24 protein-coding genes are annotated in these 26,626 nt (G+C 67.3%); 14 read left to right on the forward strand and 10 right to left on the reverse strand.

Going from position 1 to position 26,626, the window contains the following annotated elements:
* Window positions 1–3: 3 nt before the first annotated feature.
* Window positions 4–816 carry a DUF1499 domain-containing protein gene (locus V3328_RS09110; RefSeq protein WP_340329326.1) on the reverse strand — a complete coding sequence of 271 codons (813 nt, stop codon included), beginning with the start codon at window positions 814–816 and terminating at the stop codon, window positions 4–6.
* A 38-nt stretch (window positions 817–854) separates the two neighbouring features.
* Window positions 855–2,495: a fatty-acid--CoA ligase gene (locus tag V3328_RS09115; protein WP_340329327.1), complete on the reverse strand. Its 1,641-nt coding sequence runs from the start codon at window positions 2,493–2,495 to the stop codon at window positions 855–857.
* Window positions 2,496–2,658: 163 nt separating this feature from the next.
* On the opposite strand from V3328_RS09115, the gene V3328_RS09120 reads away from it, so the two are divergent.
* Window positions 2,659–3,030, forward strand: a complete 372-nt coding sequence (locus tag V3328_RS09120) for a DUF4870 family protein (RefSeq protein WP_340329328.1) — start codon at window positions 2,659–2,661, stop codon at window positions 3,028–3,030.
* Between the two features lie 178 nt (window positions 3,031–3,208).
* Window positions 3,209–3,613: a hypothetical protein gene (locus V3328_RS09125; RefSeq protein WP_340329329.1), complete on the forward strand. Its 405-nt coding sequence runs from the start codon at window positions 3,209–3,211 to the stop codon at window positions 3,611–3,613.
* Between the two features lie 4 nt (window positions 3,614–3,617).
* Here V3328_RS09125 and V3328_RS09130 read toward each other — a convergent pair whose 3' ends face one another.
* Entirely contained in the window at window positions 3,618–5,042 is a 1,425-nt protein-coding gene (locus tag V3328_RS09130) for an amidase (protein WP_340329330.1), read from the reverse strand.
* 115 nt (window positions 5,043–5,157) lie between these two features.
* Window positions 5,158–5,994 (reverse strand): class D beta-lactamase, encoded by an 837-nt coding sequence (gene blaOXA / locus V3328_RS09135; RefSeq protein WP_378758914.1) that lies wholly within the window; start codon window positions 5,992–5,994, stop codon window positions 5,158–5,160.
* 135 nt (window positions 5,995–6,129) lie between these two features.
* On the opposite strand from blaOXA, the gene V3328_RS09140 reads away from it, so the two are divergent.
* From V3328_RS09140 to V3328_RS09150, 3 genes are all read left to right on the forward strand, one after another.
* Window positions 6,130–7,518, forward strand: a complete 1,389-nt coding sequence (locus V3328_RS09140; RefSeq protein WP_340329332.1) for an aspartate aminotransferase family protein — start codon at window positions 6,130–6,132, stop codon at window positions 7,516–7,518.
* A 138-nt stretch (window positions 7,519–7,656) separates the two neighbouring features.
* Complete coding sequence (locus V3328_RS09145) at window positions 7,657–8,547, forward strand: metallophosphoesterase (RefSeq protein WP_340329333.1); 891 nt, start codon at window positions 7,657–7,659, stop codon at window positions 8,545–8,547.
* Window positions 8,548–9,099: 552 nt separating this feature from the next.
* Window positions 9,100–9,294, forward strand: a complete 195-nt coding sequence (locus V3328_RS09150; RefSeq protein ID WP_340329334.1) for a hypothetical protein — start codon at window positions 9,100–9,102, stop codon at window positions 9,292–9,294.
* Between the two features lie 28 nt (window positions 9,295–9,322).
* Here the strand turns inward: V3328_RS09150 and V3328_RS09155 are convergent, their stop codons facing one another.
* From V3328_RS09155 to pdxH, 3 genes are read right to left on the reverse strand one after another with little or no spacing between them, the layout of a single operon-like run.
* A complete protein-coding gene (locus tag V3328_RS09155; protein WP_340329335.1) occupies window positions 9,323–10,219 on the reverse strand; it encodes an FG-GAP repeat domain-containing protein in 897 nt (298 codons plus the stop codon).
* A 7-nt stretch (window positions 10,220–10,226) separates the two neighbouring features.
* On the reverse strand, window positions 10,227–10,979 hold the full coding sequence (locus V3328_RS09160; protein ID WP_340329336.1) for an SDR family NAD(P)-dependent oxidoreductase: 753 nt from the start codon (window positions 10,977–10,979) through the stop codon (window positions 10,227–10,229).
* Between the two features lie 33 nt (window positions 10,980–11,012).
* On the reverse strand, window positions 11,013–11,600 hold the full coding sequence (gene pdxH, locus V3328_RS09165) for a pyridoxamine 5'-phosphate oxidase (RefSeq protein ID WP_378758935.1): 588 nt from the start codon (window positions 11,598–11,600) through the stop codon (window positions 11,013–11,015).
* Between the two features lie 140 nt (window positions 11,601–11,740).
* Here pdxH and V3328_RS09170 point away from each other — a divergent pair, with 140 nt between their 5' ends.
* Both V3328_RS09170 and V3328_RS09175 read left to right on the forward strand, forming a co-directional pair.
* The gene (locus V3328_RS09170) at window positions 11,741–12,196 is read left to right on the forward strand and encodes an RT0821/Lpp0805 family surface protein (RefSeq protein ID WP_340329338.1); all 456 of its coding nucleotides are present in this window, start codon (window positions 11,741–11,743) and stop codon (window positions 12,194–12,196) included.
* Window positions 12,197–12,303: 107 nt separating this feature from the next.
* Window positions 12,304–13,848 carry a hypothetical protein gene (locus tag V3328_RS09175; RefSeq protein ID WP_340329339.1) on the forward strand — a complete coding sequence of 515 codons (1,545 nt, stop codon included), beginning with the start codon at window positions 12,304–12,306 and terminating at the stop codon, window positions 13,846–13,848.
* Between the two features lie 1,307 nt (window positions 13,849–15,155).
* On the opposite strand, the gene V3328_RS09180 is transcribed toward V3328_RS09175, so the two are convergent.
* Complete coding sequence (locus V3328_RS09180; RefSeq protein WP_340329340.1) at window positions 15,156–15,716, reverse strand: GNAT family N-acetyltransferase; 561 nt, start codon at window positions 15,714–15,716, stop codon at window positions 15,156–15,158.
* Between the two features lie 85 nt (window positions 15,717–15,801).
* Between V3328_RS09180 and ddlA the strand changes: the two genes are divergently transcribed.
* Together ddlA and V3328_RS09190 are read left to right on the forward strand one after the other, a co-directional pair.
* Window positions 15,802–16,896, forward strand: coding sequence for a D-alanine--D-alanine ligase (gene ddlA / locus V3328_RS09185; protein ID WP_340329341.1), 1,095 nt, complete (start codon window positions 15,802–15,804; stop codon window positions 16,894–16,896).
* A 180-nt stretch (window positions 16,897–17,076) separates the two neighbouring features.
* Entirely contained in the window at window positions 17,077–18,141 is a 1,065-nt protein-coding gene (locus V3328_RS09190; protein ID WP_340329342.1) for a sensor histidine kinase, read from the forward strand.
* A gap of 51 nt (window positions 18,142–18,192) precedes the next feature.
* Here V3328_RS09190 and V3328_RS09195 read toward each other — a convergent pair whose 3' ends face one another.
* Window positions 18,193–18,663: a hypothetical protein gene (locus V3328_RS09195; RefSeq protein WP_340329343.1), complete on the reverse strand. Its 471-nt coding sequence runs from the start codon at window positions 18,661–18,663 to the stop codon at window positions 18,193–18,195.
* Between the two features lie 445 nt (window positions 18,664–19,108).
* Here V3328_RS09195 and V3328_RS09200 point away from each other — a divergent pair, with 445 nt between their 5' ends.
* The 5 genes from V3328_RS09200 to dxs all read left to right on the forward strand — a co-directional run bounded on the left by V3328_RS09200 (window position 19,109) and on the right by dxs (window position 24,541).
* On the forward strand, window positions 19,109–20,113 hold the full coding sequence (locus tag V3328_RS09200) for a DnaJ C-terminal domain-containing protein (RefSeq protein WP_340329344.1): 1,005 nt from the start codon (window positions 19,109–19,111) through the stop codon (window positions 20,111–20,113).
* Window positions 20,114–20,312: 199 nt separating this feature from the next.
* On the forward strand, window positions 20,313–21,314 hold the full coding sequence (locus V3328_RS09205; RefSeq protein ID WP_340329345.1) for an ABC transporter substrate-binding protein: 1,002 nt from the start codon (window positions 20,313–20,315) through the stop codon (window positions 21,312–21,314).
* Window positions 21,315–21,354: 40 nt separating this feature from the next.
* Entirely contained in the window at window positions 21,355–22,056 is a 702-nt protein-coding gene (locus V3328_RS09210; RefSeq protein WP_340329346.1) for a L,D-transpeptidase, read from the forward strand.
* 40 nt (window positions 22,057–22,096) lie between these two features.
* Window positions 22,097–22,429: a pepsin/retropepsin-like aspartic protease family protein gene (locus V3328_RS09215; RefSeq protein WP_340329347.1), complete on the forward strand. Its 333-nt coding sequence runs from the start codon at window positions 22,097–22,099 to the stop codon at window positions 22,427–22,429.
* A gap of 177 nt (window positions 22,430–22,606) precedes the next feature.
* The gene (gene dxs, locus V3328_RS09220; protein WP_340329348.1) at window positions 22,607–24,541 is read left to right on the forward strand and encodes a 1-deoxy-D-xylulose-5-phosphate synthase; all 1,935 of its coding nucleotides are present in this window, start codon (window positions 22,607–22,609) and stop codon (window positions 24,539–24,541) included.
* 1,181 nt (window positions 24,542–25,722) lie between these two features.
* Here dxs and V3328_RS09225 read toward each other — a convergent pair.
* Window positions 25,723–26,397, reverse strand: coding sequence for an RBBP9/YdeN family alpha/beta hydrolase (locus V3328_RS09225; protein WP_340329349.1), 675 nt, complete (start codon window positions 26,395–26,397; stop codon window positions 25,723–25,725).
* Between the last annotated feature and the right edge of the window lie 229 nt (window positions 26,398–26,626).

Consider the following 26,626-nt stretch of genomic DNA (forward strand, 5'->3'; position numbering starts at 1 on the left):
CGTCTATCCCAGCGGCTGCCCGGACCCCGACTCCGTGTCCGGCAGGACCGGCTGGTCCAGCCGGCGCGTCAGGTCCGTCAGGAAATTGTAGATCCGGGCGGCGTTCTCGCCGAAATCGTGCCGCCCCACGCGCGATGCGGACCGCATGTCGACCCGCGTCTCCTCGGGTCCCTGGCGTTCGATGACTATGACGACATCGTCCCTGAAGCCGAAGACCAGCGTCCTTGCGACCGCTTCGATCCGCCCCTCGCCCTCGAAGCCGGGGGCGATCGCCTCGACTTCCTGCCAGCCGTTGTCGGCGACGAGCTCGCGGGCGGCGAAGTACACCTCGTTGGCGGAATGGCGGAGAAACAGCGGCACGATCTCGGGATAGGCGGCACCCTGCCGGATGGCGAAGTCCTGTCCCGGATAATCGGTCGACAGGTCGTCGGGTCCGCGCAGCCGGGGGGCTTCGTGAAACTGCGGCGGATTGAACCAGTCGGTGGTGACGTCGTTGATCGCCGGCAGGTAGACGAGATGGGCGGCACGCCAGGTCGGCCAGGCAAGCACCAGCAGCGCGCAGACGATGCCGGCCAGGGCCTGCGGCATGCCCTTGAAGCCGCGCTGCCAGATCACCGCGAAGGCACCGATCCCCAGGACGAGGGCGACGAGGGCGATCGCGATGGTGAGGCCCAGCAAAGCCAGCCCGGCAACGGTATCCAGATTGCCGAAGCGGTGCAGCAGCGTCGTGATGACCGCGAGCGGGACCGCGAACAGGCCGAGCCGACGGCTCCAGCGTGCCTGCAGGGACCGTCGTTCGGGATACCTTGCTACCAATACAGCATTCCTGTCCCGACCCGCCGGTCCCCTGCGCCCTACTCGGCGGCGTCGGACGTCGGCAGGCGATAGTCCTTGAACCGGTCGCGCAGTTCCATCTTCTGGATCTTGCCCGTCGCCGTGTGCGGAATCTCGTCGACGAAGACAACGTCGTCGGGCATCCACCACCTGGCGATCTTGCCCTCCATGTAGGAGATGATGTCCTCCTTGGAGGGGCTGCAGTCCGGCCGGCGGACCACGACCAGCAGCGGCCGCTCGTCCCACTTGGGATGCTGGATACCGATGACGGCCGCCTCGGCGACCTCGGGATGGCCGACGGCGATGTTCTCCAGGTCGATCGAGGAGATCCATTCGCCACCCGACTTGATGACGTCCTTCGAGCGGTCGGTGATGCGCATGTAGCCGTACTGGTCGATGGTGGCGACGTCGCCGGTGTCGAAGAAGCCCTCCTCGTCGAGGATCTCGCCGCCCTCTCCCTTGAAGTAGGACCGCGCAACGCTCGGGCCGCGCACCTGCAGCCGTCCGAAGGTCTTGCCGTCCCAGGCCACGCGCGCGCCGCTGTCGTCGGAGATCTTCATGTCGACCGTGAACGGCGCGAAGCCCTGCATCTCCTGGATGTCGAGCCTGGCGTCGCCGTCCAGGTGGGCGTATTCCGGCTTGATGGCGCAGGTCGAGCCGATCGGGCTCATCTCGGTCATGCCCCAGGCGTGCATGACGTGGACGCCGTAGTCGTTCTCGAACTTCTCGATGATCGTGCGCGGACAGGCAGAGCCACCGATCGCCACGCGCTTGAGGTGCGGCAGCTTGTTGCCGCTCTTTTCGAGATGCTGCAGCAGCATCAGCCAGATCGTCGGCACGGCGGCGGTGAAGGTGACCCGCTCGGAATCGAGCAGCTCGTAGATCGATTCGCCATCCATCTTGGCGCCGGGCATGATCAGGCGGGCACCGGCCATCGGCGCCGAGAAGGCGAGCGACCAGCTGTTGGCGTGGAAGAGCGGCACGACCGGCAGGATGGTGTCGGAAGTGTGCAGGTTCAGGACGTTGGGAGTCGACACCGCCATGGAGTGCAGCACGTTCGAGCGGTGCGAATAGACGACGCCCTTGGGGTGGCCCGTCGTGCCGGAGGTGTAGCACATCCCGGCCGCGGTGTTCTCGTCGAACTCCTTCCAGGCGAAGTCGTCATCGACACCGGCGATCCAGTCCTCGTAGGCAATCGCGCCGCGCAGCGTGGTCTCGGGCATGTTCGCGCCGTCGGTCAGCACGATGTAGCGCTCGACCGTCTTGAGCTGCTCCTGCAGCTTCTCCAGCAGCGGCACGAAGGTGAGATCCGTCATCATCACCCGGTCTTCGGCGTGATTGATGATGTAGACGAGCTGATCGGCGAACAGGCGCGGGTTGACGGTGTGGTAGATGGCGCCGACCCCCATGATGCCGTACCAGGCCTCGAGGTGGCGCCAGGTGTTCCAGGCAAGCGTGCCGACGCGGTCGCCGAGCTTGATGCCGTCACGCTCAAGGGCCTTGGCGACCCTGAGGGCCCGGCTGCGGACCTCGGCATAGTCGGTGCGGTGGATCGGTCCTTCGACGGAGCGCGACACCACCTCGCGATTGCCGTGCTGCTCGGCGGCATAGTCGATGATCCTGTGGCAAAGCAGCGGCCAGTCCTGCATCAGCCCTAGCATGAAGTCCTCCCCGGGAACGCTTGTCGCGGATTTGTCGTGCTGTTTTAGCGTTCCCGATCCGATCCGCCAACGGTCGCATGCGCGATGTCGCTAGAATCGCCGCGGAATGATATCGTTTCACGGCATTGCGACGCTGCGGCAACCGATTCTCGAGGAAGTGGACATGAATCAAGATCCCGTCGACGACGTTACCGGCGCCCTGACCGGGCGCGAGCCCGCAAAGAGCGCGGTCCTGATCTACATCCTCTATCTGGTGGGCATCATCGTGCCGATCGTGCCGATCATCGCGGTCGTGCTGGCCTACATGTACCGCAGGGACATGACCGGCTGGCTGGAAAGCCACAACACCTACCAGATCCGCACCTTCTGGATCGGGCTCGTCTACGGCATCGTCTCGATCGTCCTGATGCTGCTGCTGATCGGCTGGCTGATCTACATCGCGATCGTCATCTGGCTGGTCGTGCGCTGCGTGAAGGGGCTGCAGGCCATCCAGCGGCGCGAGCCGATCCCAGATCCGCAGACCTGGCTGGTCTGACCGATCGCCCGCCCGGCGGCAGACGCCCCCGCCGGGACAGGAGCCGGTCAAGGGGCTGATCCAAGGCCTGGGACAGGTGAACGGCGCGGCACGGGTCGCGCCGTCGACCGGCTCCCGGGCCGTCCTACCGGCTGTCGAAAAATCGCCGCTTTCTGCCCCTCACATCGCGGCCATGCTTATGACCCGCAATAACACCGACCGGGGGGCGGTGGACCGGATTTCAGACAGCATTCGGCAAGCGATTGCAGCCGATGCGTCTTCCGACATCCGTCACATCATCGAAAGCGCCCGCCAGGCGCTGGTCGAGGCCGAGGCCGTCAGCCTGTTCGGCCTGGAGACGCCGCACCCCGACTTCGGTTCGGTACACTGGATCGTCGGCCGGACGGACCCCGCCGACGACGGCGAGTACGTGGTACTGGGCATCGCCGAGCACTCCTCGCCGGACAGCGCGCCCGGCGAGGACCGGCCGCTGTTCGCCGCCGGCGCCGAGGATCTCGGCGAGGCCTTCAGGCAGTTGCCGCCGGGCTTCGTCGATGCTTCCGAACCAGCCGATTGGCGCGAACCGGAACTGCTGAGCGCCTGAGCCGTCAGTTGCCCGGCCGCGGATCGATCGGCACGATCGGTTCCTGCCAGAGGATCGATTCCAGGACCTTCGCCCCGGCAAGCAGCCGCGCCTCGCCACGGGTGGGCGCGGCGATCTGCAGCCCCACCGGCAGGTTCTCCGAGGTAAACCCGGCTGGAATCGAGATTGCCGGGCTGGCGATCATGGTCATCGCATAGGCGATCGCCAGCCACTCGACATAGTTCGAGAAGCGGTGGCCATTCAGTTCCTCCAGGTAGCGCTGCTCGACCGGGAAGGCCGAGACGATCGTCGCCGGCGTCAGCAGCAGGTCGTAGTCGCCGAAGAAGGCGCGCGCCCGGGCGAACAGCTCGGCGCGCAGGTGCTGGGCGTGCGCGATCTCGCCCGCCGTCAGCTTCAGGCCGGCCTCGATGTTCCAGACCACCTCCGGCTTCAGCTTGTCCTTGTGCTCCTCGTAGAGCCTCTTGTGGGCGGCGACGTAGGTCGCGGCCCGCAGCACGTCGAAGCACTCGTGCACGCCGGTGAAGTCGGGATGGGCCTCGACCACCTCGACGCCGGCCTCCGCAAACCGCATCGCGGCGCGTTCGCAGATGTCGGCAACCTCGCTATCGACCGGGGTGATGCCAAGGTCGCGCGAGAAGGCGACGCGCAGGGGCTTCCAGCCCGACCGGGCGGCGTCCAGGAAGGACTGGCCGCCGTGGTGCAGGGAGATCGGGTCGCGCGGATCCTCGCCGGTCAGCGCATCGAACATCAGGGCGAGATCCTCGACGTTGCGGGCCATCGGGCCCTCGACGCCAAGCGTCTGGTCGATCGGCGGCGTCGGCGTTGCCGGAACCCGGCCCGGCGAGGGACGCATACCGACGATTCCGCAAAAACTCGCCGGATTGCGGAGCGACCCGCCGAGATCGGACCCGTGCGCGAGCCAGGCGGTTCCCGTCGCCAGCGACACCGCCGCGCCCCCGGAGGAGCCGGCCGCGGAACGGGACGTGTTCCAGGGATTGAGCGTGCGTCCGAAGACCTCGTTGAAGGTGTTGGCGCCGGCGCCGAATTCCGGCGTGTTGGACTTGGCGTAGACGACGCCGCCTTCCGCCTCGAGCCGCTCGACCATGATGTCGGACACCTCGGGAACGTGCTCGGCGAAGATCGGCGACCCCTTGGTGTTGAGCACGCCGCCGACGTCGACCAGATCCTTGATCGGCACCGGCATCCCCGCCAGCATGCCGCGCTCCTCCACCGGCTTGTCCATGAGCCGGCGTGCGTGATCGCGGGCCCTGTCGAAGCACAGCGTCGGAAGTGCGTTCACCGCGCCGTCGACTTCGGCGATGCGGGCCTCGAGCGCATCGAGCAGATCCAGCGGCGTCACCTCCTCCTTCAGCAGGAGGTCGCGGACGGCGACGGCGGACATGCGGATCAGGTCGTCATTGGTATCCATTGAGCTTCATCCTTCGGGCGTTCCCCGGCCTGTTGTTGGTCGTGTGCAGACGTTTCGGCGAAATCGGCGCGCGTGTCATCCCGGAGCCGCGGATTCGGCCGATGGCGGCAGCCGGTCACCTCGGCGTCGCGACGCCGGCGAGCGCGTCCCACTCCCGCAGCAGGCCGTCCCGCGTTCGCAATCCGGGCGATCCGGGTGTCTGTACCTCGTCCTGCGCCAGCCGGGCGAACACGAGGCTGTCGCTCCCGCGGCTCGCCCAGCCAACGTACCAGCCCCAGCCGTGCGCCCTGTCGAAGGAGCCGTCGGGGCGACGCGGATATGCGCCGCCGGTCTTGCCCGATACCGCCCAGCCGCCGGGCAGCACATTCGTCTCGACGATCGCCCGGGTCATCTCCACGGCGTGAGAGGATACCGGCAGCTGACGGCCGACCAGCTTGCGGAGGAATTCGATCTGTTCCCGCGGGGAGATGTGCAGCGACGAGCTGATCCAGGCACGCTCGAGACCGTTGTCCTTGCCCGGGTCTCCGGAGAAATCGGCGTTGCCGTAGCCGAAGGCCTGGGCATAGTCGTGCAGCCGGTCCGCACCCAGTTGCGGGGTCAGTTGCTGCGAGTACCAGACCACCGAATAACGCATCCACCTGGCAGGATCGGTCGGCTGGGTCCACGCTTCCCCGCCCCAATCCGGATAGCCTTGGCGGAACGGCAGCACCGGATCATGCGCGTCCTTCAGCAGGCCGGCATCGAAGCCCATGAGGCTCAGGGCGATCTTGAAGGTCGATGCCGGCGTGACGCGACGGTCGCAATCGCCCTCCTCCAGCAGAACCTGGCCGCTCCTCGCGTTCGCGACGATGGTGCAGATCGTCCCGGCGTGAGCGACGGGCAAGACCGGCAGGCAGGCCGCAAGCAGCGCCGCCATTCCCGTCGCCATGAGCAGTCTCGCAACCCGCCTCATTGGTCCCGACACCTCGGTTTCGCGGCTTCCCGCCCCGACGGGCGCGCATCGCAGCCACGCGCCGGGCCAGCTTTACATTGCCCCGAATATCGGCTTGTGATGCCGCAGTTCTCTCCAGCCAGACGGAGCCCGTCCATGTCGCCGCTTTCCAATCTCGCCGTCCGAGACATCGAGACGGTGCTTCATCCCTATACCAATCTCGCCACGCATCGCGACACCGGACCGATGGTTCTGGAGCGCGGCCAGGGAATCTATGTCTATGATTCGAGCGGCAAGGAATATATCGAGGGCATGGCCGGGTTGTGGTGCACGGCACTCGGCTACGGCAACGAGGAACTCGTCGAGGCGGCCGCGTCCCAGATGCGCCGGCTGTCGTTCAGTCACCTGTTTGCGGGCAAGAGCCATGATCCGGGCATCGAACTCGCCGAGAAGCTGAAGGCGATCGCGCCGAACGAGGCGTCGAAAGTGTTCTTCGTGAACTCCGGCTCCGAGGCCAACGACACCCAGATCAAGCTCGTCTGGTACTACAACAACGCCCTCGGCCGGCCGAACAAGAAGAAGATCATCGCCCGGACCCGCGGCTATCACGGCGTAACGGTGGCGGCGGCGAGCCTCACCGGCCTGCCGGCCAACCACACCGACTTCGACCTGCCGATCGCCAACATCCTGCACACCGATTGCCCGCACCCCTATCGCGGAATGGAGGCAGGCGAGTCGGAGGAGGATTTCGCAAGCCGCATGGCCGCGAGCCTCGACGAGTTGATCCAGCGCGAGGGTCCCGACACGGTCGCCGCCTTCATCGCCGAGCCGGTGATGGGCGCCGGCGGCGTGATCATCCCGCCGAAGACCTACTACGAGAAGATCAAGGCGGTATTGGACAAGCACGACGTGCTGTTCATCGACGACGAGGTGATCTGCGGCTTCGGCCGGCTCGGCACCATGTTCGGCGCCGAGGCGATGGGGATGAAGCCGCATACCGTGTCGGTGGCGAAGGCCCTGTCGTCGGCCTACCTGCCGATCGGCGCGGTGATCATCGATGATCCCATGTACCAGGCCACCGTCGACGAGAGTCGGAAGATCGGCACGTTCGGCCATGGCTACACCTATTCCGGCCACCCGGTTGCGGCTGCCGTCGCGGTCAAGACGCTGGAAATCTACGAGCGCGACGACATCGTCGGCCAGGTGAATTCGGTCTCGCCGACCTTCAAGAAGCGCCTCGACGCGATCGGCGAGCACCCGCTGACGGGCCAGGCGCGAGGTCTCGGCCTGATCGGCGCCCTGGAACTCGTTGCCGACAAGGCTACCAAGCGGCCCTTCGATTCCAAGAAGGGCGTCGGCGCTAGGGTCGCCGCGTTCGCGGAAGAAGAAGGCCTTATCCTGCGGGCGATGGCCGGCGACATCGTGGCTCTCTGTCCGCCGCTCGTGATCTCCGAATCGGAGGTAGATGAAATGTTCGATCGCCTCGGCCGGGCCCTCGACCGTGCCGAAGCCTGGGTCGGCAGCGAGAACCTGCGGGCAGCCTGAACGGACCTCCAGGTCCTGTGCATCCGCCACACATCCGCCCCAAGGGAAGGGTTCATGTCTGCGGCGGCCGGCTGTCAGCCGGCCGCGAATATGTTAATGAGCCGCATTCCACGGGGCGTCAGGCAGTGAGGTGAACGGATGCGGGTGACCCGCAGGGGTTTCCTGACCGGTGTGGCGGCGACTGCGGCCAGCGGCGTGTCTCTGGGCGGCTACGCCTTCGCGATCGAGCCGAGGTTCCGGCTCGTCGTCGCACGCCACGCGGTGGAAAGCCCGGCCTGGCCCAGGCGTTATCCGGCTCTGCGCATCGCCGTATTGTCCGACCTGCATGCCTGCGATCCCTGGATGCCGGTCGGGCGTATCGACGAGATCGTCGACCGTGCGCTGAAGCTCGAACCGGACGTCGTCGTCGTGCTTGGCGACTTTGCCGCGGGACTGCGGCGGTTCCGCACCCGCGAAGTGGAGCCCGAAGACTGGGCAAAGCCGTTGTCGCGCCTGTCGGCGCCGCTTGGCGTTCATGCCGTGCTCGGCAATCACGACTGGTGGACGGATGTAGACGCCGTGCGCTTCGGACTGAAGCGCGCCGGCATTCCGGTCTACGAAAACGACGCCATGCGGCTGAACCACCGGGGCCGGAAATTCTGGATCGCCGGGCTCGGCGACCAGATCGCCATGCAGAACAACCAGGGTGGCTTCCGCGGCGTCGACGACCTTCCCGGGACGCTGGAGGCAGCCGGTGACGGTTTTCCCGTCGTCCTCATGGCGCACGAACCGGACATTTTCGTCGACGTCCCGGGGGAGCAGGTCGCGGTGACGCTTGCCGGCCATACGCACGGCGGCCAGATTCGCCTGCCCGGCCTCGGCCGGCCGGTCATCCCATCCCAGTACGGGGACCGCTTCGCATACGGCCACATCGTCGAGAACGATCGGCACCTGGTGGTGTCGGCCGGGCTCGGCTGCTCGATCCTGCCGGTCCGGTTCGGGGTACCCCCGGAGATCACGCTCGTCACGCTGCGCTCCCGGTCGGCCTGACCTGCTGCCCGTCCGGTGAACCGCGCCTGAACGCCCGGTTCTAATCCCGTTCAGCACCCCTCTGCTTTGCTCCCAGCCATCCTCCGATGGCCCGTCCCCGGGCCCGACCTGGAAAGGAAGCAGAGATGTCGCTCACGACCGCCAAAGCGAGAACCGATGGCCGGGCCCTGACCGGCCGTTACGGTGCCGTCGGCATATCGGCGGTATCCGCCGCCCTGATGTTCACCGGCAGAGCCGCTGCCGAGCCGGAGAGAACAGGGTCGCCGGGTTCCGTCGCCTGTCCCTCCCGTTGCCGACAAAGCTCGCCGACAGGGACTTGGTTTGCCAGCTGAAATAATTCGTCCGGAACATTGATCTTATCGCCCCGTTAACTTTGTGCCGGTCCAATAGTCAGGTGACCGGCGTGGCGGACGGCTGAATGTCACGAAAACGCAACAGACGGCACGGACGAACGGAAAAGCGGATTTGCCGGTTGCGGTCGCCGTAGATACGCCACAGTCTCACACACTATGCCGCGCGATTGTTCAACGCGGTGCATAAAGAGTGATCGATATGACTAGAAGTTCAGCACAGGCAGCCACGGGAGACCGGACCGACCCGAGCACAGAGGTGCGGTGGTCGCGGATCGGCATCAACGCCGTGGCCGCCGCGTCGATTTGCAAGCCGAACGGCAAGGGCGCCTGCAAGGACGAAACGTCCTCGAAGAGGGCGTTCCCGTTTGCCGAGACCGATTTCGCGACCGACTGAGGCGCCGCGGGCAGCCGGTCGGGTTCGTTCAGCGGAAATCCGCCAGCGACACAGAGGCCCGACCGCCTCCGGCAAGGCCGGCGGAGATCCTCTCGCCCGCAACCGCGAGGTTGCCGACGACCGGACCCGGCAGCGGTGCTCGACCGATGATCCTGAGCCGGCCGCCGGACAAGCCGACGGCAACCAGCACGGTCCTGCCGGCATCCGGCAGCACCAGGTCGACGACCCCGTCCCGGTCGACATCGACGAGCGCCGACAGGCCGAGCTGACGCGAGCCGATGACGTGGTTTGAGAAGCCGCCGGCTGCGGCGATCCGCGACAGCGAACCGGCGCCAAACCGCCAGAATTCAAGCGTTCCGCCGACATGCGGCGTCTTGACGATGGCGATTTCCGGCCGGCCGTCGCCGTTGAAATCGGCAATCCCGGCAGGGTTCAGCCACCGCGCGGGCCGGCCGATCGGCGCGGTTTCGGCGAGCCGAACCAGTTCCCCGTTGCGCATTCCGAACACCGCGAGCGCGGAGCCGCGGGTCAGGTAGCTGCGTACCGCGACCACTTCCGCGGCACCGTCGCCATCGAGGTCGGCGAGGCGCGGTGTGAGGTCCTCGAAGACCGAATCGTCGGGAAGCGTTAAGACGTGCTGCCGGCCGGTCGAGTCGCGCACGGCGAGGCCGCCGGCCTCGACCGGATCGCCGAGGATCCCGTGGCGGTAGCGGGTGGTCGGCTGGACGTACCAGGCCTGCACCACTCCCGATCCGCCGGCCCGCGCGGTTCTGCCGTCGCTCAGCCGTGCCTGTGCCAGGACGGTGCCGTCCGTGTGCCACCACAGTGCCAGGACCGCGCCAAGACCGGCCAGCAGGCGCACCAGCCGCGAATGCCCTCCGAAACCTCCCGACACCCCCTCGCCCGACCGGTCCGTGACCACCATCCGGCGCCTATACGTGCTGGCCGCCGTTGATGTGGATCTCCGCGCCGTTCACGTAGGACGATGTCTCGGTGCACAGCACGTAGATGATCTTGGCGACCTCCTCAGGCGTGCCGAGGCGGCGCATCGGGATCTGCTCGACGATCTTCTCGGTCCCCGGCGACAGGATCGAGGTGTCGATCTCGCCCGGCGCGATGGCGTTGACGCGCACCCCGAGCGGGCCAAAGTCGTTGGCCATCTCGCGGGTCAGCGCGGCGAGCGCCGCCTTCGATGTGGCATAGGCGGCGCCGGCGAAGGGATGGACGCGGCTGCCGGCGATCGAGGTGACGTTGAGGACTGCCCCGCGCACCGAGGCGAGTTCGTCGAGGAGGCCGCGGGCGAGCATGATCGGCGCGAAGAAATTGACGTTGAAGACCGTCTTCCAGTCGTCGACGGTGGTGTCGATCGCGCCCATCCGCGCGCCGTCCTCGAGTTTCGGCGAGATGGCGGCGTTGTTGACGAGTGCGTTGAGGCGCGATCCGTCCGCCTTCAGCCGCTCCTTCATCTCGGCGATCGCGGCGAAGGTGTTGCCTTCATCGGCGAGGTCGACCTGGATGTGGTCCTCCGGACCGGCTTCCCAGGGGCAATCCTCGGGAAAGGGATGGCGCGAGCAGGTGATCACCCGCCAGCCGGCGCTGGAGAAGCGCTTGACGGTGGCGTGGCCGATGCCGCGGCTCGCGCCGGTCAGGATCAGCGTCTTCCGGATCTCGTTGGACAGCGGCATGCGGGTCTCCTGTCGGCGCCAGCGGCGCGGACCTCAAGGATACAGGCGTTGCTTCGACCACGCACCGTCCGGAGTGTCGCGGCAAAAGACGAGACGGTCGTGCAGGCGGAACATGCCGTCGCGCCAGAATTCGATCTCTACGGGCCTGATGCGGAAGCCCGACCAGTAGTCCGGCCGGGGGATCTCGCCGACGGCGAATTTCGCCGTGTAGCGCGCCACCGCCTTCTCCAGCGCATGACGGCTTTCCAGCGGCCGCGACTGCTTGGAGGCCCAGGCGCCGATCCGGCTGCCGCGCGGGCGGGTCTGGAAATACTCGTCGGCCTCTTCCGCGCTCACCGGCTCGACCGGACCGCGAATGCGCACCTGGCGGCGCAGGCTCTTCCAGTGAAAGCCCATCGCGGCCTTTCCGGCGGCGAGGATCTCGCGACCCTTGGCGCTCTCGTAATTGGTGAAGAACACGAAGCCGCGCGGGTCGTGGCCGCGCATCAGCACCATCCGCACGTTGGGCATGCCGTCCGGATCGACGGTTGCCAGCGCGACGGCCGTCGGATCGTTGATCTCGCTCCGGGTGGCCTCGGCCAGCCAGTCGCCGAACAGGTCGAAGGGCTCGGCCGCCTCCATAAAATCACCGGAAATTAACCCTTCCGCGGTGGAATCGGTCACGTGAAGCTCCATTGGATGCGTGGCGGGGCGACAGCCGGCCACGCGCAGCGATACCTGGTTCGATGCCGGACGCCCTGATATATCGGAGGAACCTCCGTTTGACGAGATCGCGGCATGCGGTACGGATCGCGGTCGCCGCGGCCGGCGCCATGCTGACGGCCGCCTGCTCGCTGCCGGTGACGATCCCGCTGGGACCGATGAACGGCGAGCCGGAGCTCATCACCGGCTCCATCGACATTCCCGAGGAGACGGTCGAGGAACAGGGCATCGCCGATCGCGTCGGGACCCAGGCCTGGGCGGCGCTGCGCGGCGCGCTGGTGTCGGCCGCCGAGCGCGGCGAGGACGGCCAGGCCTTCTCCTGGAAGACCGACAATGCCGGGGTCGAGGGCACCGTGACCACGGTCGACGCCTTCTTCGACGCGGACGGCGCGGTCTGCCGGCGCCTCGCCATCACCGCCGTCGCCTATGCCCGCGCCGACAGCTTCGTGGCCGACGCCTGCCGCCGCGACGGGGGCGGATGGAACGTCAAGCCGAGCGAGCAGACGCGGCGGTAGACGCAGCCGTCGCCGAGGCATGCGTGGCTCGGTGAGCATGCGGGCCAGCCTCTTTCCAATCGAGCAATGGCTACCTAAAAGAGGACGGCAGCAATGAAGGACCGATTATGCGCATCTGCGTGTGCATTACCGGGCAGGTAAGAGGCAATCTCGACAATCTCCGGCGCCTGGTAGCCAGCCTGACGGCGCATGACGTCACCTATATCGTGCAGGTGTGGGACAGGCGCGGGACTGCACTCCCGAAGAACATCGTCCGCCGCCGCACCAGCATGGCCGATGAAATCGGGTTGCTGGCCGGTCCCCACGCCGTCGCATCGGGCGCGATCGAAGACATCTATGCCTTTCTGGAAGACAGGCATGCGCAATCAGGCGCCGACGACCGCGTCAGCCTCGCCGATTTCGCCTTTCTTCCCGCCGACAGAAGCCATGTCGACATCAGGACGCAGGCTGAACTGAACGCCAGCCTGCCTCCCCTGCCGGTAGCGGTCGAAGACTCCGACAACAATATCAGGATGTGGTACCTGGTCGACCAGGCTGACCAGCAACGTCGGCAACTGGAAGACGACGGCGGCAAAGCCTTCGACATCGTCATCCGCATGCGACCGGATACCTTGTTCGCCCGCAACCTGGACACCGTGCTCGAGCGCATCGCGGACGACGTGGCGAACGGCATCGTATTCGTCGATGGACTGGCGCAGGAGATGTACGCGGGAAAGCGCGTGACCATGGTCGGTGACCAGGTGTTCGTCGCACGGCCCGATATCATGGATATCTGCACCAGCTACTATCGCCAGTCGCGGCTGCCAAGATACCAGGCCATGGAACCCTGCGACGCGCACTATTGCCTGTGGCTGTTCCTGCATGGTGAGAAGAACCTGGACATCAGGTTGCTGCCGGTTGTTGGACACGTGACCGCCGCGAGCTGCCGCATCTCCTCCGTCAGCCTGGCGCCCCATCTCGACCTCGACTTTGCTCGAGAGCAGCTTGCCGCTTTCCCGGCCGGGCCAGGATCACCGATCGGGGAACTGGCCACCCTGCTCGACCTCAATGCGCGGGTCGACGATGCCGAGGACCGGCGGGAACTCGAGGCGCTGCTGGACCGTCTGGCGCCACACCCCTTCCACGCCGACAGCCGGTTCGGGGCAAACTGGCTGCGCGCGCGGATCCTCCGCAAACTGGCCATGCCGGAGCGGGCCTTCGGGCTGTACTGCTCGGAGCTGAACGACGTCTTCGACCGGGCCGGCGAAAAGGTGTTTCAGGACATCCTGCTGAGAGAGGGGAGCTTCACGCTCAAGGAAATGGGCAAGCCCGGCGCGGAACAGGTGCGCACGTCGCTGTCCGACGACCTTCGGTTCCCGGCAGCGTGCATCCTGCTCTCGGCCAATCGCGCCGACGTGGCGAACGCCATGCTCCTGACCTGTCTGGAGCGTGGCGAACCCACCGAACGCCTCTACGAGAAACTGATCTTCAGCTTCCTGCGCCTGTCCAAATGGGACGAAGCGCTCGAACATGCCCGCAATTGCGCGAACCAGGGGATCGCCACGCCCGCCATCGGCAGGTTTGCGGCACAGGCCTGCGATGCGCTCGGGCTCCCCCGGAAACAGATGCCATCCAGCGACCAGACGCCGCCGCCACTCGTCGCCCGGGCCTGAAATCGCAGGGTGCCGCTTGGAAGCATGTTCGCGCGGTGCCCGCTGTCCGTGGATGCCCGGCACAGGGCCGGGCATGACGGCGGAGGTGGATTGCATCGCTCACCGGCGACGTCAGCGGTCCTGTCCCGGCGGGGCCGGCGGGGCGGCTGCCGCACCTGCTCGGGGTGACCGATGTAATGCCCGTAGCCTGGATGAAGCGCACGCGTAATCCGGGAACGGCGGTACGGCTCGCCGCCCCGGCCCGACCGTGCCGCCGGCGCGGCTCCCGGATTACGCTGCCGCTCCATCCGGGCTACGGATCGGGCTCGCTACGGATCGGGCTCGCTGTAGCCGAATGCAACTCCGGCGTCATGGCCGGGCCTGTCCCGGCGGGGCGGCTGCCGCACCTGCTCCGGCTGACCGATGGAATGCCCGTAGCCTGGATGAAGCGCACGCGTAATCCGGGAACGGCGACGCGGCCCCCTCACCGGCCCGACCGTGCCGCCGGCGCGGCTCCCGGATTACGCTGCCGCTCCATCCGGGCTACGGATCGGGCTCGCTGTAGCCGAATGCAACTCTGACGTCATGGCCTGCAGAATTTCATCCGCCGGTCGTCATGGCCGGGCCTGTCCCGGCCATCCACGTCTTCTCTGCAGTGACCGCTGTCCGTGGATGCCCGGCACATGGCCGGGCATGACGGCGGAGGTGGATCGCATCGCTCACCGGCGACGTCACCGGTCCTGTCCCGGCGGGGCCGGCGGGGCGGCTGCCGCACCTGCTCGGGGTGACCGATGGAATGCCCGTAGCCTGGATGAAGCGCACGCGTAATCCGGGAACGGCGATGCGGCCCCCTCACCGGCCCGATCGTGCCGCCGGCGCGGCTCCCGGATTACGCTGCCGCTCCATCCGGGCTACGGATCGGGCTCGCTGCAGCCGAATGCAACTCCGACGTCATGGCCTGCAGAATTTCATCCGCCGGTCGTCATGGCCGGGCCTGTCCCGGCCATCCACGTCTTCTCTGCAGTGACCGCTGTCCGTGGATGCCCGGCACAAGGCCGGGCATGACGGCGGAGGTGGGTTGCATCTCTTACCGGCGACGTCACCGGTCCTGTCCCGGCGGGGCCGGCGGGGCGGCTGCCGCACCTGCTCCGGCTGACCGATGGAATGCCCGTAGCCTGGATGAAGCGCACGCGTAATCCGGGAACGGCGGTACGGCTCCCCGCCCCGGCCTGGCCGTGCCGCCGGCGCGGCTCCCGGATTACGCTGCCGCTCCATCCGGGCTCCGGATCGGGCTCGCTTGCCCCCGGGAGCGTGAGCCCGGCCTAGCCTCAAGCATCGCAATCCCGCCAGTCGCTACGCAGCAGCGCCGTTACGTGTTCGACCGTCTGCCTGCCGTCGGCCATGCAACGGCTGCCGACTTCGGCCACGCGCCGATATCCCAGAGAGCGCTGCATCGCCCAGGACCTGTCGTTTCCCTCGAAGTAGCCGTTGACCAGTTTGGTCAGCCCCAGATCGCGGAAGGCGAACCGGATCTTCGCCGAGAAGGCCTCGCGCCCATAACCGTGTCCCTGCCAGGCCCTGGCGATCCAGATGCCTCCGCCACCCGTGCCGGCCTCCCGGTCGATCCGGTTGAGACTGACGCCCCCGATCACCGCGCGGTCAGATTCCAGTTCGACCGCGAATTCGTAAGCGGCGGGCCGAATGTCATCGCGCGAAATCTCCCGGCATCTCGTGATCCAGCTTTCGGCGTCTTTCCGGGTGTAAGGGTGCGGGACGAAGGCCATCCACCTCGCGACCTCGAGGTCGTTGAGGCCCAGCGTGAGCTGTTCGGCGTCTTTCTCGTCCCACGCCCGGAGCACAAGCCGCGGGGTTGCGATGCGAATGTCCACGACGTTGCCTCCCTCGCCCGAAAATCAGCAGCATGAAACGTTCAGATGCGCAGAAACCGGGGCCAGAATCGTCTATACCGCCATCATGACAGATCGAAAAATCCGCGTCGGGATCCTGTTCGGCGGCAAATCGGCCGAGCATGAGGTGTCGCTCCAGTCGGCCAAGAACGTCGCCGAGGCAATCGACCGGGACAAGTATGACGTGTCCCTCATCGGCATCGACAAGACGGGCCGCTGGCTGTTGCCGGATCAGGCGCGATACCTGCTGGACGCCACCGATCCGAAGCTGATCAGGCTCAACAGGGAGAACGAGCGGAGCGTCGCGCTGGTGCCGCAGAGTGGCGGAGCCCTGAGCGGCCTGCCGGCCGACGCCTCGGGAGCGGCCGTCGACGTGGTGTTTCCCGTCCTGCACGGACCGTTCGGCGAGGACGGCACCGTGCAGGGCCTGCTGAAGCTCGCAGGCGTGCCGTTCGTCGGCGCCGGCGTGCTGGGCTCGGCCGTGGGGATGGACAAGGACGTCGCCAAGCGGCTGCTGCGCGACGCAGGACTGCCGATCGCGCGATTCATGGTGCTCAAGGCCGCCGGCAAGGCGGACTTCGACGCCATCGCGGCGGAGCTCGGTCTGCCCTTCTTCGTGAAACCCGCCAACCTCGGCTCGTCCGTGGGGGTTCACAAGGTGAGCGACCGGTCGGGCTTTCTGGCCGCAATCGAGGACGCCTTCCTCTACGACAGCAAGGTGATCGCCGAGGAATTCGTCGAGGGGCGGGAGGTCGAGTGCTCGGTGCTGGGCAACGCCGATCCGATCGCCTCGGTCGTCGGCGAGATCGTCTCGAACCACGAGTTCTACTCCTACGAGGCGAAGTACATCGACGAGAGCGGCGCGGCGCTCATCGTGCCCGCCGAGATCCCGCCGGCGACCAGTGACCTGATCCGGGACCTCGCGATCGAGGCCTTCGAGGTGCTGGCCTGCGAGGGAATGGCGCGCGTCGACTTCTTCCTGAAGGCGGACGGGTCGGTGGTGATCAACGAGATCAACACCATTCCCGGCTTCACCAGGATCAGCATGTATCCGCGCCTGTGGCAGGCGAGCGGCGTTTCCTACCCCGACCTCATCGACCGGCTGATCGGGCTTGCGATCGAACGGTTCACCCGCGAGCAGAGGCTGAAGAACGCCTACTGACGGCCGCGCCACCGCGTCCGAGCCGGCATCCGGGACGGCCGCAGTCCGGGCGGCTCCCTGCCCGCCACGGCAATACGTATCGTGAGCTGGACCGCGCGTCTGCCTGATTGATCAAACCGGTGCGTTGGCGTTCAATACGCTCGCAATCGGGAGGGGTTTCAGCTTTTCGGGGATCGCGCAATGACGCGGAATCAATTGGCCGGGGCTCCCAGCGCGGGTGCCCTGCGCACAGAACACGAACGCCTGCTGGCGGCATTGAAGGCGGCACGCGCCGGAACCTGGGCCTGGAAAATCGCAGAGGATATCGTCGAATGGGATGACGCCCTGTGCGGCGTCTACGGGATCGCCCGCGAACGGGCGCCGCGGACATCGAGCGAGTTCCTGGCGCTGATCCATCCAGACGACAGGCGGCGCGCCTGGCAGAAGATCGACGCCTGCATCGAAACCGGCGTCGACGCCGACTACCGCTTCCGGGCGATCGTCGACGGCGAGATCCGCTGGATCTACGACCGCAGCTCGCTGGTGAAAAATCCCGACGGCAGTCCGGCCTACATGGTGGGCGCTTGCCTGGACGTCACCGACCGGCAGCGCATCGAAGCGGAGCGCAACGCCGCGCTCGAGAAACAGACGCTGCTGCTCAACGAACTCGGCCACCGGGTCAAGAACCACCTGGCGATGATCGTCAGCATGCTGCGCCTGAAAGGCAGTCGCCAGACCGATCCCGCGGCCAGGCTCGATTTCGAGCGGGCAATCGAGCGGGTCAACACCATCGCCTACCTGCACGGCCAGCTCTACCGGTCGGGTCAGGTGCAGACAGTCGATGCGCAGGCCTATCTCGGCGAGATCTGCCGCAATCTGGAGCACTCGGTGCTGTCGGAATCGGACATAGCGATCGTTTGCCAGCTGCAGCCCTGCGCGCTGCATGTCGACCAGGCCGTTCCGATCGGACTGATCCTCAACGAGTTCGTCACGAACGCGGCGAAATATGCGTTCGCGCCCGGGCGGAGCGGCCGCATCCTGGTGCGCTTCCGGGTGCGCAACGGGCGCGGCACGCTGACCGTTTCCGACAATGGCCGCGGCTTTGCGCCGGGCACGCAACCCGGTGTCGGCAGCCGGCTGATGCGGGGCCTCGCCCGGCAGGTCGGCGGCAGGCTGCGGATCGTCAGCGCCAACGGCCTGACGTGCTCGCTGAGCTTCGCGGTGACGCCGGGAGAGGCGGGCACCTCCGCGGGGACGGAGGCGTGAGCACGCGTCTCACCTGCAAAGTGGCCGACGGTCCTGAAACGTAGCGCGGCGTTACTTGCTGGTGCGGTGCAACAGAAGCTCGTGGGTGAACTTCAACTGCAGCACCTCGCCGTCCGCTCTCAGCACGTATTTTCGCGTGAACGGCACCGGGTCCTCGGTGGTGGCGTCGTCGTTCACGCAGATGCGTTCGAGATCGACCTTCATCACCCGCTTCTTCACCAGCGAGCCGGTGCCGATGAAAATGCCGCGGCCCTGCGTATTGGTGGTGCCGTTGTAGCAGATCGTGAAGAATCCCTCGCGCTGGAAGACCTCGATCACGCCGTCGTTGTCGACGTCGCTGATCGACGACTGCACGATCGAGCCATCGAGAGCATCGACGCCCTCCCAGAAGCCGAGAAACGCCTGGCGATGCCGGAGTGACGCTTCCGACGCGGCAGCGTCCGGAACGAACGCCCCTGAGAAGGTGACCGCAGCCGCCAGCATGACGGTGGACGCAGAAAAGGCTGTATTGAAATTCACCATAGTCAGACACCCCCTCCAAACCGACCATTTCCGGTATAGTTCCTGGTCTTTGTCCGAATATATCCGAGATCCGGGCTTGATGCCAGATTCACCCGGCCGGCAATATCGAACCAAATTAGACGAAATCTTCCCGCACCCAGCCAGCTCATGGGAGATTTACTGACGGTGAATTTGCCGGGGAGGCGCATTGCGGGCGGTGCCCGCCAGGATTTCGCGATCGTTGCAATGCGGTGTGATGTGCCGGCCGCCACCGGTGCAGGCCGGGTCGGCCCAAGGCATCCGGCGGACTCGGATACCGCAGCGATTTCGGCTATACACACGGGGCAGCTGAACTGCCCCCTCCCGAGACGCGAGCGACGGCGATCCGGCCTCTTGCGATCCGACGGGGAATCCCCACATCGGGTTGGGAATATTTTCTTCTCACCCTGAATTCCGGTTTCTGTACATGGCGCGTGATCCCTACGATGTTCTTGGCGTGTCCCGCACGGCTGGCGCCGGCGAGATCAAGAAGGCGTACCGCAAGCTCGCCAAGAAGTACCATCCCGACACCAACGCGGACGATCCCAAAGCCAAGGAGCGCTTCTCCGAGGCGACGGCGGCCTATGACCTGCTGAACGACAAGGACAAGCGGGCGAAGTTCGACGCCGGGGAGATCGACGCGGACGGCAACCCGAAGTTCGCGGGCTTCTCCGGCTTCGAGGGGTTCCATCCCGGCGCCGCCGGCACGACGCGCGAAGGCCCCGGCGGGATGCGCTGGACGTTCACCTCGGGCGGTCCCGGGGGAGCGGGCGCAGGCTTCGGCGGCGCCGGCGGCATCGATCCCGACGACCTGCTGAGCGAGATCTTCGGCATGGGCGGCGGCCGCGGCGCGTCCGGGTTCGGGGCCGGCGCGGGGACGCGCAGCCGCCACGGCGCCCAGCCCCAGCGGGGCGGCGACGTGACGTTGACGGTCTCGGTCGACCTGGTCGAGGCGGCCCGCGGCACGACCCGGCGGGTGCGCCTGCCCAGCGGCAAGGAGGTCGACGTCAAGATCCCGGCCGGCATCGAGGACGGCAAGCAGATCCGGCTGCGCGGCCAGGGCGCGCTCGGCCAGATGGGCGGCGCCGAGGGCGACGCGATCGTCACCGTCAGGGTCACTCCGCATCCGCTGTTCAAGGTGGAGGGCCGCAACCTGCGCCACGAACTGCCGGTGTCGCTCTACGAGGCGGTGCTGGGTGCCAGCGTCCGCGTGCCGACGCTCGACGGCCAGGTCGAACTGAAGATCCCGCCGAATTCCTCCAGCGGGCGGACGCTGCGGCTGAAGGGCAAGGGCCTGCCGGAGGGCGGCGACGGCGACAGGGGAGACCTGCTCGTCACGCTGCGCATCGTGCTGCCGGACAATCCCGACCCCGAGCTGGAAAAGCTGATGAACGCCTGGCGCGAGGGCCGGCCCTACGATCCGCGCGGCTGAACGGGGCGCGCCGACGACTGTCCTCACGCGAACGTGACCGGGGCACCGGAGCGGCCGTCGCGACCGGAGATTTGCAAGCCGTGCAACAGAATGCCGTCCGGTGCGGTTGCCGCAGGGTGCGTTCGCAAGCTAAATAAGGCGTGCAGGCCGGGAGCCCGGCCCAAGGGTTGGAAACGGTCAGGATCGCGGGGTGCTTCCAATGACCGGGTACAGGTCCCTCGCCGCGGCGCTGCTCGCGGGGTCGCTGGCAGCCGCATCGCTGGCCGGGGGCACCGCCGGATCCCTGGCTGGGGAGGCCCGCGCCGCCGACGTGGTGATCGGCGTGCCGGACTGGTCCTCGGCGAAGGTCACCGCGCACGTCCTGAAGGCGCTGCTGGAGCAGGAGTTCGACGTAGACGTCGCGCTCGAGGACGGCACCAACGAGTCGATCTTCGCGGCCATGGACGACGGCACCGGGGACATCCATCCGGAGGTCTGGCTGCCCAACCACGGCGCCCTGAATGCCGAATACGTGCTGCGGCGCAAGTCGGTGAACATGAGCCGGAAGGGCGTGCCGGCCCGGCAGGGCATCTGCGCGACCCGCCTCACCCGCGACGAGCACGGCATCACCTCGGTCACGGATCTCGCCGATCCGGCCAAGGTCGGGATCTTCGATACCGACGGCAACGGCAAGGGCGAGATGTGGATCGGCGCCGCCGACTGGTCGTCGACGCGCATCGAGAAGATCCGCGCCAGAAGCTACGGCTACGCGCAGACGATGGACCTGCTGGAGGCGCCGGAGGAGATCGCGGTGACAGCGATCGACGCGGCGATGGCGGCCGGCAAGCCGCTGGTCTTCTACTGCTACGAGCCCCACTACGCCTTCGAGCTGCACGACATCGTGTTCCTCGACGAACCGGCCTACGACCCGCGCAAGTGGACCGTGCTGACGCCGGCCCAGGATCCCGACTGGCTGGAGAAGTCGGACGCCGGCGTCGCCTGGCCGCCGTCGTTCTTCCACATCAACTATTCGACCCGGCTCGCCGAGGCGCACCCCGAGGTCGCCGCCTACCTGGAATCAATCCGGCTCGACGTCGATACGGTCTCTGAAATGACCTACGCGCTGATCGTCGAGCGGCGCGACCCGGACGATTTCGCCGCCGCGTGGATATCGGACAATTCCGACCGCGTGTCGGCCTGGCGGAACGGGGCGAAGCAGTAGCATCGGCAAGGAAGCGAGGACCATCGGAGTGCGCAGTCCAATGTCCCAGTCAACCAGCCGGCGCGGCCGCATCGGGCGGACGGCCTGGTCGCGCGCGGCGCGCTACGCGCTGGCCGGCGTGGTGTTCGCGGCCGGCTCGGCGGCGGCGCTGAACGCCAACACGCAGATCTACAATCCCCAGACCCGTTCGTGGGAGGACTACGATCCGCGCCGGGCGATGGAGTTCTTCCAGCGCCACGGCCAGACGCCGCAGGCCTTCCAGCGCCGCGTCGTGACCTTCCGCACCGCCGAGAAGCCGGGCACCATCGTCATCGACGGCGACAAGCACTTCCTCTACTACATCCTGCCGGATTTCCAGGCGATCCGGTACGGCATCGGCGTCGGCCGCGAGGGCTTCGGCTGGGCCGGCATCGTCAGTGTCGGCCGCAAGGCGGAGTGGCCGGTATGGACGCCGCCGGCGGAAATGGTGGCGCGCGACCCGAAGGCCGCCAAGTACGCGGGCGGCATGCCGGGCGGTCCCGACAACCCGCTCGGACCGCGGGCGCTCTACCTCTACGAGGGCAACCGGGATTCGATCTACCGCATCCACGGCACCACGGAACCCTGGTCGATCGGGCTCAACGTGTCGTCGGGCTGCATCCGGCTGAACAACGACGACATCATCGACCTGTACGAGCGGGTCCAGGTCGGCGCCAAGGTGGTCGTGCTGATGCAGGGCGCCGCGCTCTACAAGGGCGTGTGAGCGGGCGCCGGAGGCAAACGGGAATACGGGGGAAGACGACATGACAACGCCGATTCCGGGAACCGTGGCTGCGTGGGCCGGCCTGATCGGCCTCGGCCTGATGGCGGCCGGCTGCAACTCGACGACCCAGCAGGCGAGCGCGCCGTCGGGCCAGGCGGTCCGCCCGGCGGTGGAGACGGCGCCGGCCGACCTGCAGCTGCTGTGCGCGGCGGAGGCGGCGAACGTCTACGCGGCGCCGGCCGACAAGGTGCTGCCGACCGCCTCGGCGCGCTCCGGGTCGGCGACCTACACCGTCGAGCTCAACGTCAACGGACGCCCGGCGCGCTGCACCATCGACGAAAGCGGCACGGCGATCACGATCGTCGACGTCTGAGGCACCGTTTTCCTCCGCGCAGCCCGGTCTCCCCTTCCCGTGCCCGGGAGGGCGCGCGGCGCGACGTTGCGCCACCGGTGCAAGAGTCGCCCTTGGCACCCTATATCAAGCTGGTGTAACGCTTGAGGGCTGCCGGAACCGGCGGCCGGCAGGAAACAACCGGTAAAAACGCCCGACATGACACCCCCGACCACGACGCTCCTCGACACGGTTCGCCTGCCCGAAGACCTGCGCAGGCTCGACGAGTCTCAGCTTCGGCAGCTGGCCGACGAACTGCGCCGGGAGACGATCGACGCGGTGTCGGTGACCGGCGGCCACCTCGGCGCGGGGCTGGGCGTGGTCGAGCTGACGGTTGCACTGCACTACGTGTTCGACACTCCGGCCGACCGGCTGATCTGGGACGTCGGCCATCAGGCCTATCCGCACAAGATCCTGACCGGCCGGCGCGACCGCATCCGCACGCTGCGCCAGGGCGGCGGCCTGTCCGGCTTCACCAAGCGGGCCGAAAGCGAATACGACCCCTTCGGCGCCGCGCATTCCTCGACGTCGATCTCCGCCGGCCTCGGCATGGCCGTGGGCCGCGATCTCGACGGCCGCGACAACAACGTCATCGCGGTGATCGGCGACGGGGCGATGTCGGCGGGCATGGCCTACGAGGCGATGAACAATGCCGGCGCGATGGACAAGCGGCTGATCGTCATCCTCAACGACAACGACATGTCGATCGCCCCGCCGGTCGGCGCGATGAGCTCCTACCTGGCCCGGTCGATCTCCGGCCCGACCTACATGACCATTCGCCGGCGCGGCAAGCGGCTGACCGCCCATCTGCCGAAGTCGGTCGACCGGCTGATCACCCGCTGGGTCGAGCACATGCGCGGCTTCGTCACCGGCGGCACGCTGTTCGAGGAGATGGGCTTCTACTACGTCGGGCCGATCGACGGGCACAATTTCGACCACCTGCTGCCGGTCCTGAAGAACGTCCGCGACGCCCAGGAAGGCCCGATCCTGGTGCATGTCGTGACCCAGAAGGGCAAGGGCTACGAGCCGGCGGAGAAGTCCGACGACAAGTACCACGGCGTCTCGAAGTTCAACATCATCACCGGCGAGCAGGCCAAGGGCGCGGCCAAGGCGCCGAGCTACACCAAGGTCTTCGCCGAGAGCCTGATCGAGCAGGCCCGCAAGGACGACAGGATCTGCGCGATCACCGCGGCGATGCCGTCGGGCACCGGGCTGGACGCGTTCGGCCGGGAGTTCCCGGACCGCACCTTCGACGTCGGCATCGCCGAACAACACGGGGTGACGTTCGCCGCCGGCCTCGCCACCGAGGGCTACAAGCCGTTCGCGGCGATCTATTCGACCTTCCTGCAGCGCGCCTACGACCAGGTGGTGCACGACGTGGCGATCCAGTCGCTGCCGGTGCGCTTCGCGATCGACCGGGCCGGACTGGTCGGCGCCGACGGGCCGACCCATGCCGGCGCCTTCGACATCGCCTACCTGGGCTGCCTGCCGAACTTCGTGATCATGGCGTCGGCCGACGAGGCGGAGCTGAAGCACATGGTGGCAACCGCCGCCGCCATCGACGACCGGCCGTCGGCCGTGCGCTATCCGCGCGGCGAGGGTCTCGGCGTGGAGATGCCGGCGGAGGGATCGCCGCTGGAGATCGGCAAGGGCCGGATCGTGCGCGACGGCGGCAAGGTGGCGATCCTGTCGTTCGGCGGCCGCCTCGGCGAGGCGCTGAAGGCCGCCGACGAGCTTGCCTCCTACGGGCTGCCGGCAACGGTCGCCGACGCCCGCTTCGCCAAGCCGCTCGACCACGGCCTGATCCGGCAGCTCGCCAACCACCACGAGGTGCTGCTGACGATCGAGGAGGGATCCGTCGGCGGCTTCGGCAGCCAGGTGCTGCAGTTCCTCTCCGACGACGGCCAGCTAGATTTCGGTGGGATCAGTGGGGGCCTGAAGGTGCGCTGCATGACGCTGCCGGACGTCTTCCTCGACCAGGACAAGCCCGAGGCGATGTATGCGCGGGCGGGCCTCGACAAGGCCGGGATCGTGGCGAAGATCCTCGAGTCGCTCGGCCGCAACGCGATCGAAGAGACGACGCGGCTGGCCTGAGGCCAGGAGCGGCGGCTTCGCCGGGCTTTGCGCTGGGTCCCGGATCAGGTCCGGGACGTAGTCGGTGCCGTGGGCAGATGCTGCAACCATGCGACGGGCATACGCCCCGGCCCTGAGCCGGGGTCCAGCGTGACGAGCGGCCGGAGGCGCTATTTTCTGGCGGCGGGCGATCCGGGGCGGCACGCCCTCGTGGTTCGAGACGCGGGCTTCGCCCGCCCTCACCATGAGGGCTTGGGGTGGGGCCGGGGATGTGCAGAAAAGGGGCGGCTTCGCCGGGCTTTGCGCTGGGTCCCGGCGCGGGGGCCGGGACGTAGTCCGTGATGTGGGCAGGCGCTTCGCCATGCGGCGGGCGTACGCCCCGGCCTTGAGCCGGGGGCCAGCGTGACGAGCGGTCGAAGGCGTTATTTTCGGCTGCGGGTGACCGGTGCGGCACGCCCTCGTGGTTCGAGACGCGGGCTTCGCCCGCCCTCACCATGAGGGCTTGGGGTGTGGCGTGGGGATGCGCAGGAAGAGCGGCGGCTTTGCCAGGCTTGCGCTAAGTCCCGGATCACGTCCGGGACGTAGTCGGTGCCGTGGGCAGGCGTTTCACCATGCGACAGGCATACACCCCGGCCTCGAGCCGGGGTCCAGCGTGACGAGCGGCCGAAGGCGCTATTTTTTGGCGGCGGGTTATGGTGCGGCCCGCCCTCGTGGTTCGAGACGCGGGCTTCGCCCGCCCTGACCATGAGGGCTTGTGGTGTGGCGTGGGGATGCGCAGGGACGCGGCGGCTTTGCCAGGCTTGCGCTAAGTCCCGGATCACGTCCGGGACGTAGTCGGTGCCGTGGGCAGGCGTTTCACCATACGACGGGCATACGCCCCGGCCTCGAGCCGGGGCCCAGCGTCACGAGCGGCCGCAGGCGCTATTTTCTGGCGGCGGGCGATCCGGGGCGGTCCGCCCTCGTGGTTCGAGACGCGGGCTTCGCCCGCCCTCACCATGAGGGCTTGGGGTGGGGCGTGGGGATGCGCAGGAAGAGCGGGGGCTTCGCGTGACTTTGCGCTGGATCCCGGCGCGGAGGCCGGGATGTAGTCAGTGCGTTGGGCAGATGCTTTTACCATGCAACGGGCAGCAACGGGCATACGCCCCGGCCCTGAGCCGGGGTCCAGCGTCACGAGCGGCCGTAGGCGCTATTTTCCGTGCGCCTTATCCCGTCGCCTGGCGGCGGATCGGGCGCGACAGCTTCATCATCTCCTCGATGACCTTGGTGTGCAGGAAATCCGCCTTGTCGATTGTGGTGTGGTGGATGTCGGTGCGGTCCTTGAGGTCGGTGTTGACCAGCGTCGCCTTGAAGCCCGGCCCGGGTTTGACAGCCGCGCCCCAGCCGTTGTTCGACTGGTAGAAGTTGACGAAGCGCTTGACGTTGGTCGGCACGACGCGCGGATGGACCGGATCGAAGGTTACCGCGAGAGCCACCGGCACGCCGTTCTGGGCGAGCCGCTCGCACAGGAGGATGACCGCGTCGGCGCCGAGCGAATGGCCGACCAGGAACACCGGCTCGGGATATTTCGAAGCCTTGTAGCGCTCGGTGATCTTCTTCGCCAGGGTCGGCCAGGCGGAGTGATTCGTGACGACGGTGGTGAAGCCCTTCTCGTCGAGCTGCCTGCCCAGGGTGTCCATGCCCTGCGAGAACACGTCCATCAGCCCGCGCAGCAGGTAGACCTCTCCGGTGCGGCCGCTGACGGTTGCGGCAATCCGCGTGTCCGGGCGCGTGGCCGACGTCCCGTCAAGGCTGGTATTGGCGACACTGGCGACTGGTGAAAAAGAAAGAGACCCGAACAATGCAGCGGCAATGACAAGCTTCCAAACACGGAAATCCATACGTGACCCCTCGAAGTTCCGATTCCCGATTGCCGACGACGAAATCGCGCCGCCCGGCACCGGCGCCCCGTCAAACGAGTTTGCCAACCCCGAATCGATCAGCCAACTTATTTCCGCGTTGATTAACGCCAGCTGATTCTCAACAAATTTTTACCTGATTGGTTCCCCGATGGCCACGGCGCTTGCAACGCGGCCCCGGCTCCGATCCAATCCAGCGCCTGTCGATCGC

Source organism: Microbaculum marinum (assembly GCF_037855135.1).
GTDB lineage: Bacteria > Pseudomonadota > Alphaproteobacteria > Rhizobiales > Tepidamorphaceae > Microbaculum > Microbaculum marinum.

Coding starts and splice junctions, on each gene's coding strand:
- pdxH (WP_378758935.1), bottom strand. CDS start 11,600: ATGGAGGCGGCCGAGCCCTTCGACCTGTTCGGCGACTGGCTGGCCGAG.
- V3328_RS09200 (WP_340329344.1), top strand. CDS start 19,109: ATGGCGCGTGATCCCTACGATGTTCTTGGCGTGTCCCGCACGGCTGGC.
- V3328_RS09140 (WP_340329332.1), top strand. CDS start 6,130: ATGTCGCCGCTTTCCAATCTCGCCGTCCGAGACATCGAGACGGTGCTT.
- ddlA (WP_340329341.1), top strand. CDS start 15,802: ATGACAGATCGAAAAATCCGCGTCGGGATCCTGTTCGGCGGCAAATCG.
- V3328_RS09195 (WP_340329343.1), bottom strand. CDS start 18,663: ATGGTGAATTTCAATACAGCCTTTTCTGCGTCCACCGTCATGCTGGCG.
- V3328_RS09215 (WP_340329347.1), top strand. CDS start 22,097: ATGACAACGCCGATTCCGGGAACCGTGGCTGCGTGGGCCGGCCTGATC.
- V3328_RS09190 (WP_340329342.1), top strand. CDS start 17,077: ATGACGCGGAATCAATTGGCCGGGGCTCCCAGCGCGGGTGCCCTGCGC.
- V3328_RS09120 (WP_340329328.1), top strand. CDS start 2,659: ATGAATCAAGATCCCGTCGACGACGTTACCGGCGCCCTGACCGGGCGC.
- V3328_RS09225 (WP_340329349.1), bottom strand. CDS start 26,397: ATGGATTTCCGTGTTTGGAAGCTTGTCATTGCCGCTGCATTGTTCGGG.
- V3328_RS09115 (WP_340329327.1), bottom strand. CDS start 2,495: ATGCTAGGGCTGATGCAGGACTGGCCGCTGCTTTGCCACAGGATCATC.
- V3328_RS09160 (WP_340329336.1), bottom strand. CDS start 10,979: ATGCCGCTGTCCAACGAGATCCGGAAGACGCTGATCCTGACCGGCGCG.
- V3328_RS09205 (WP_340329345.1), top strand. CDS start 20,313: ATGACCGGGTACAGGTCCCTCGCCGCGGCGCTGCTCGCGGGGTCGCTG.
- V3328_RS09155 (WP_340329335.1), bottom strand. CDS start 10,219: ATGGTGGTCACGGACCGGTCGGGCGAGGGGGTGTCGGGAGGTTTCGGA.
- V3328_RS09130 (WP_340329330.1), bottom strand. CDS start 5,042: ATGGATACCAATGACGACCTGATCCGCATGTCCGCCGTCGCCGTCCGC.
- blaOXA (WP_378758914.1), bottom strand. CDS start 5,994: ATGAGGCGGGTTGCGAGACTGCTCATGGCGACGGGAATGGCGGCGCTG.
- V3328_RS09210 (WP_340329346.1), top strand. CDS start 21,355: ATGTCCCAGTCAACCAGCCGGCGCGGCCGCATCGGGCGGACGGCCTGG.
- V3328_RS09145 (WP_340329333.1), top strand. CDS start 7,657: ATGCGGGTGACCCGCAGGGGTTTCCTGACCGGTGTGGCGGCGACTGCG.
- dxs (WP_340329348.1), top strand. CDS start 22,607: ATGACACCCCCGACCACGACGCTCCTCGACACGGTTCGCCTGCCCGAA.
- V3328_RS09125 (WP_340329329.1), top strand. CDS start 3,209: ATGACCCGCAATAACACCGACCGGGGGGCGGTGGACCGGATTTCAGAC.
- V3328_RS09175 (WP_340329339.1), top strand. CDS start 12,304: ATGCGCATCTGCGTGTGCATTACCGGGCAGGTAAGAGGCAATCTCGAC.
- V3328_RS09150 (WP_340329334.1), top strand. CDS start 9,100: ATGACTAGAAGTTCAGCACAGGCAGCCACGGGAGACCGGACCGACCCG.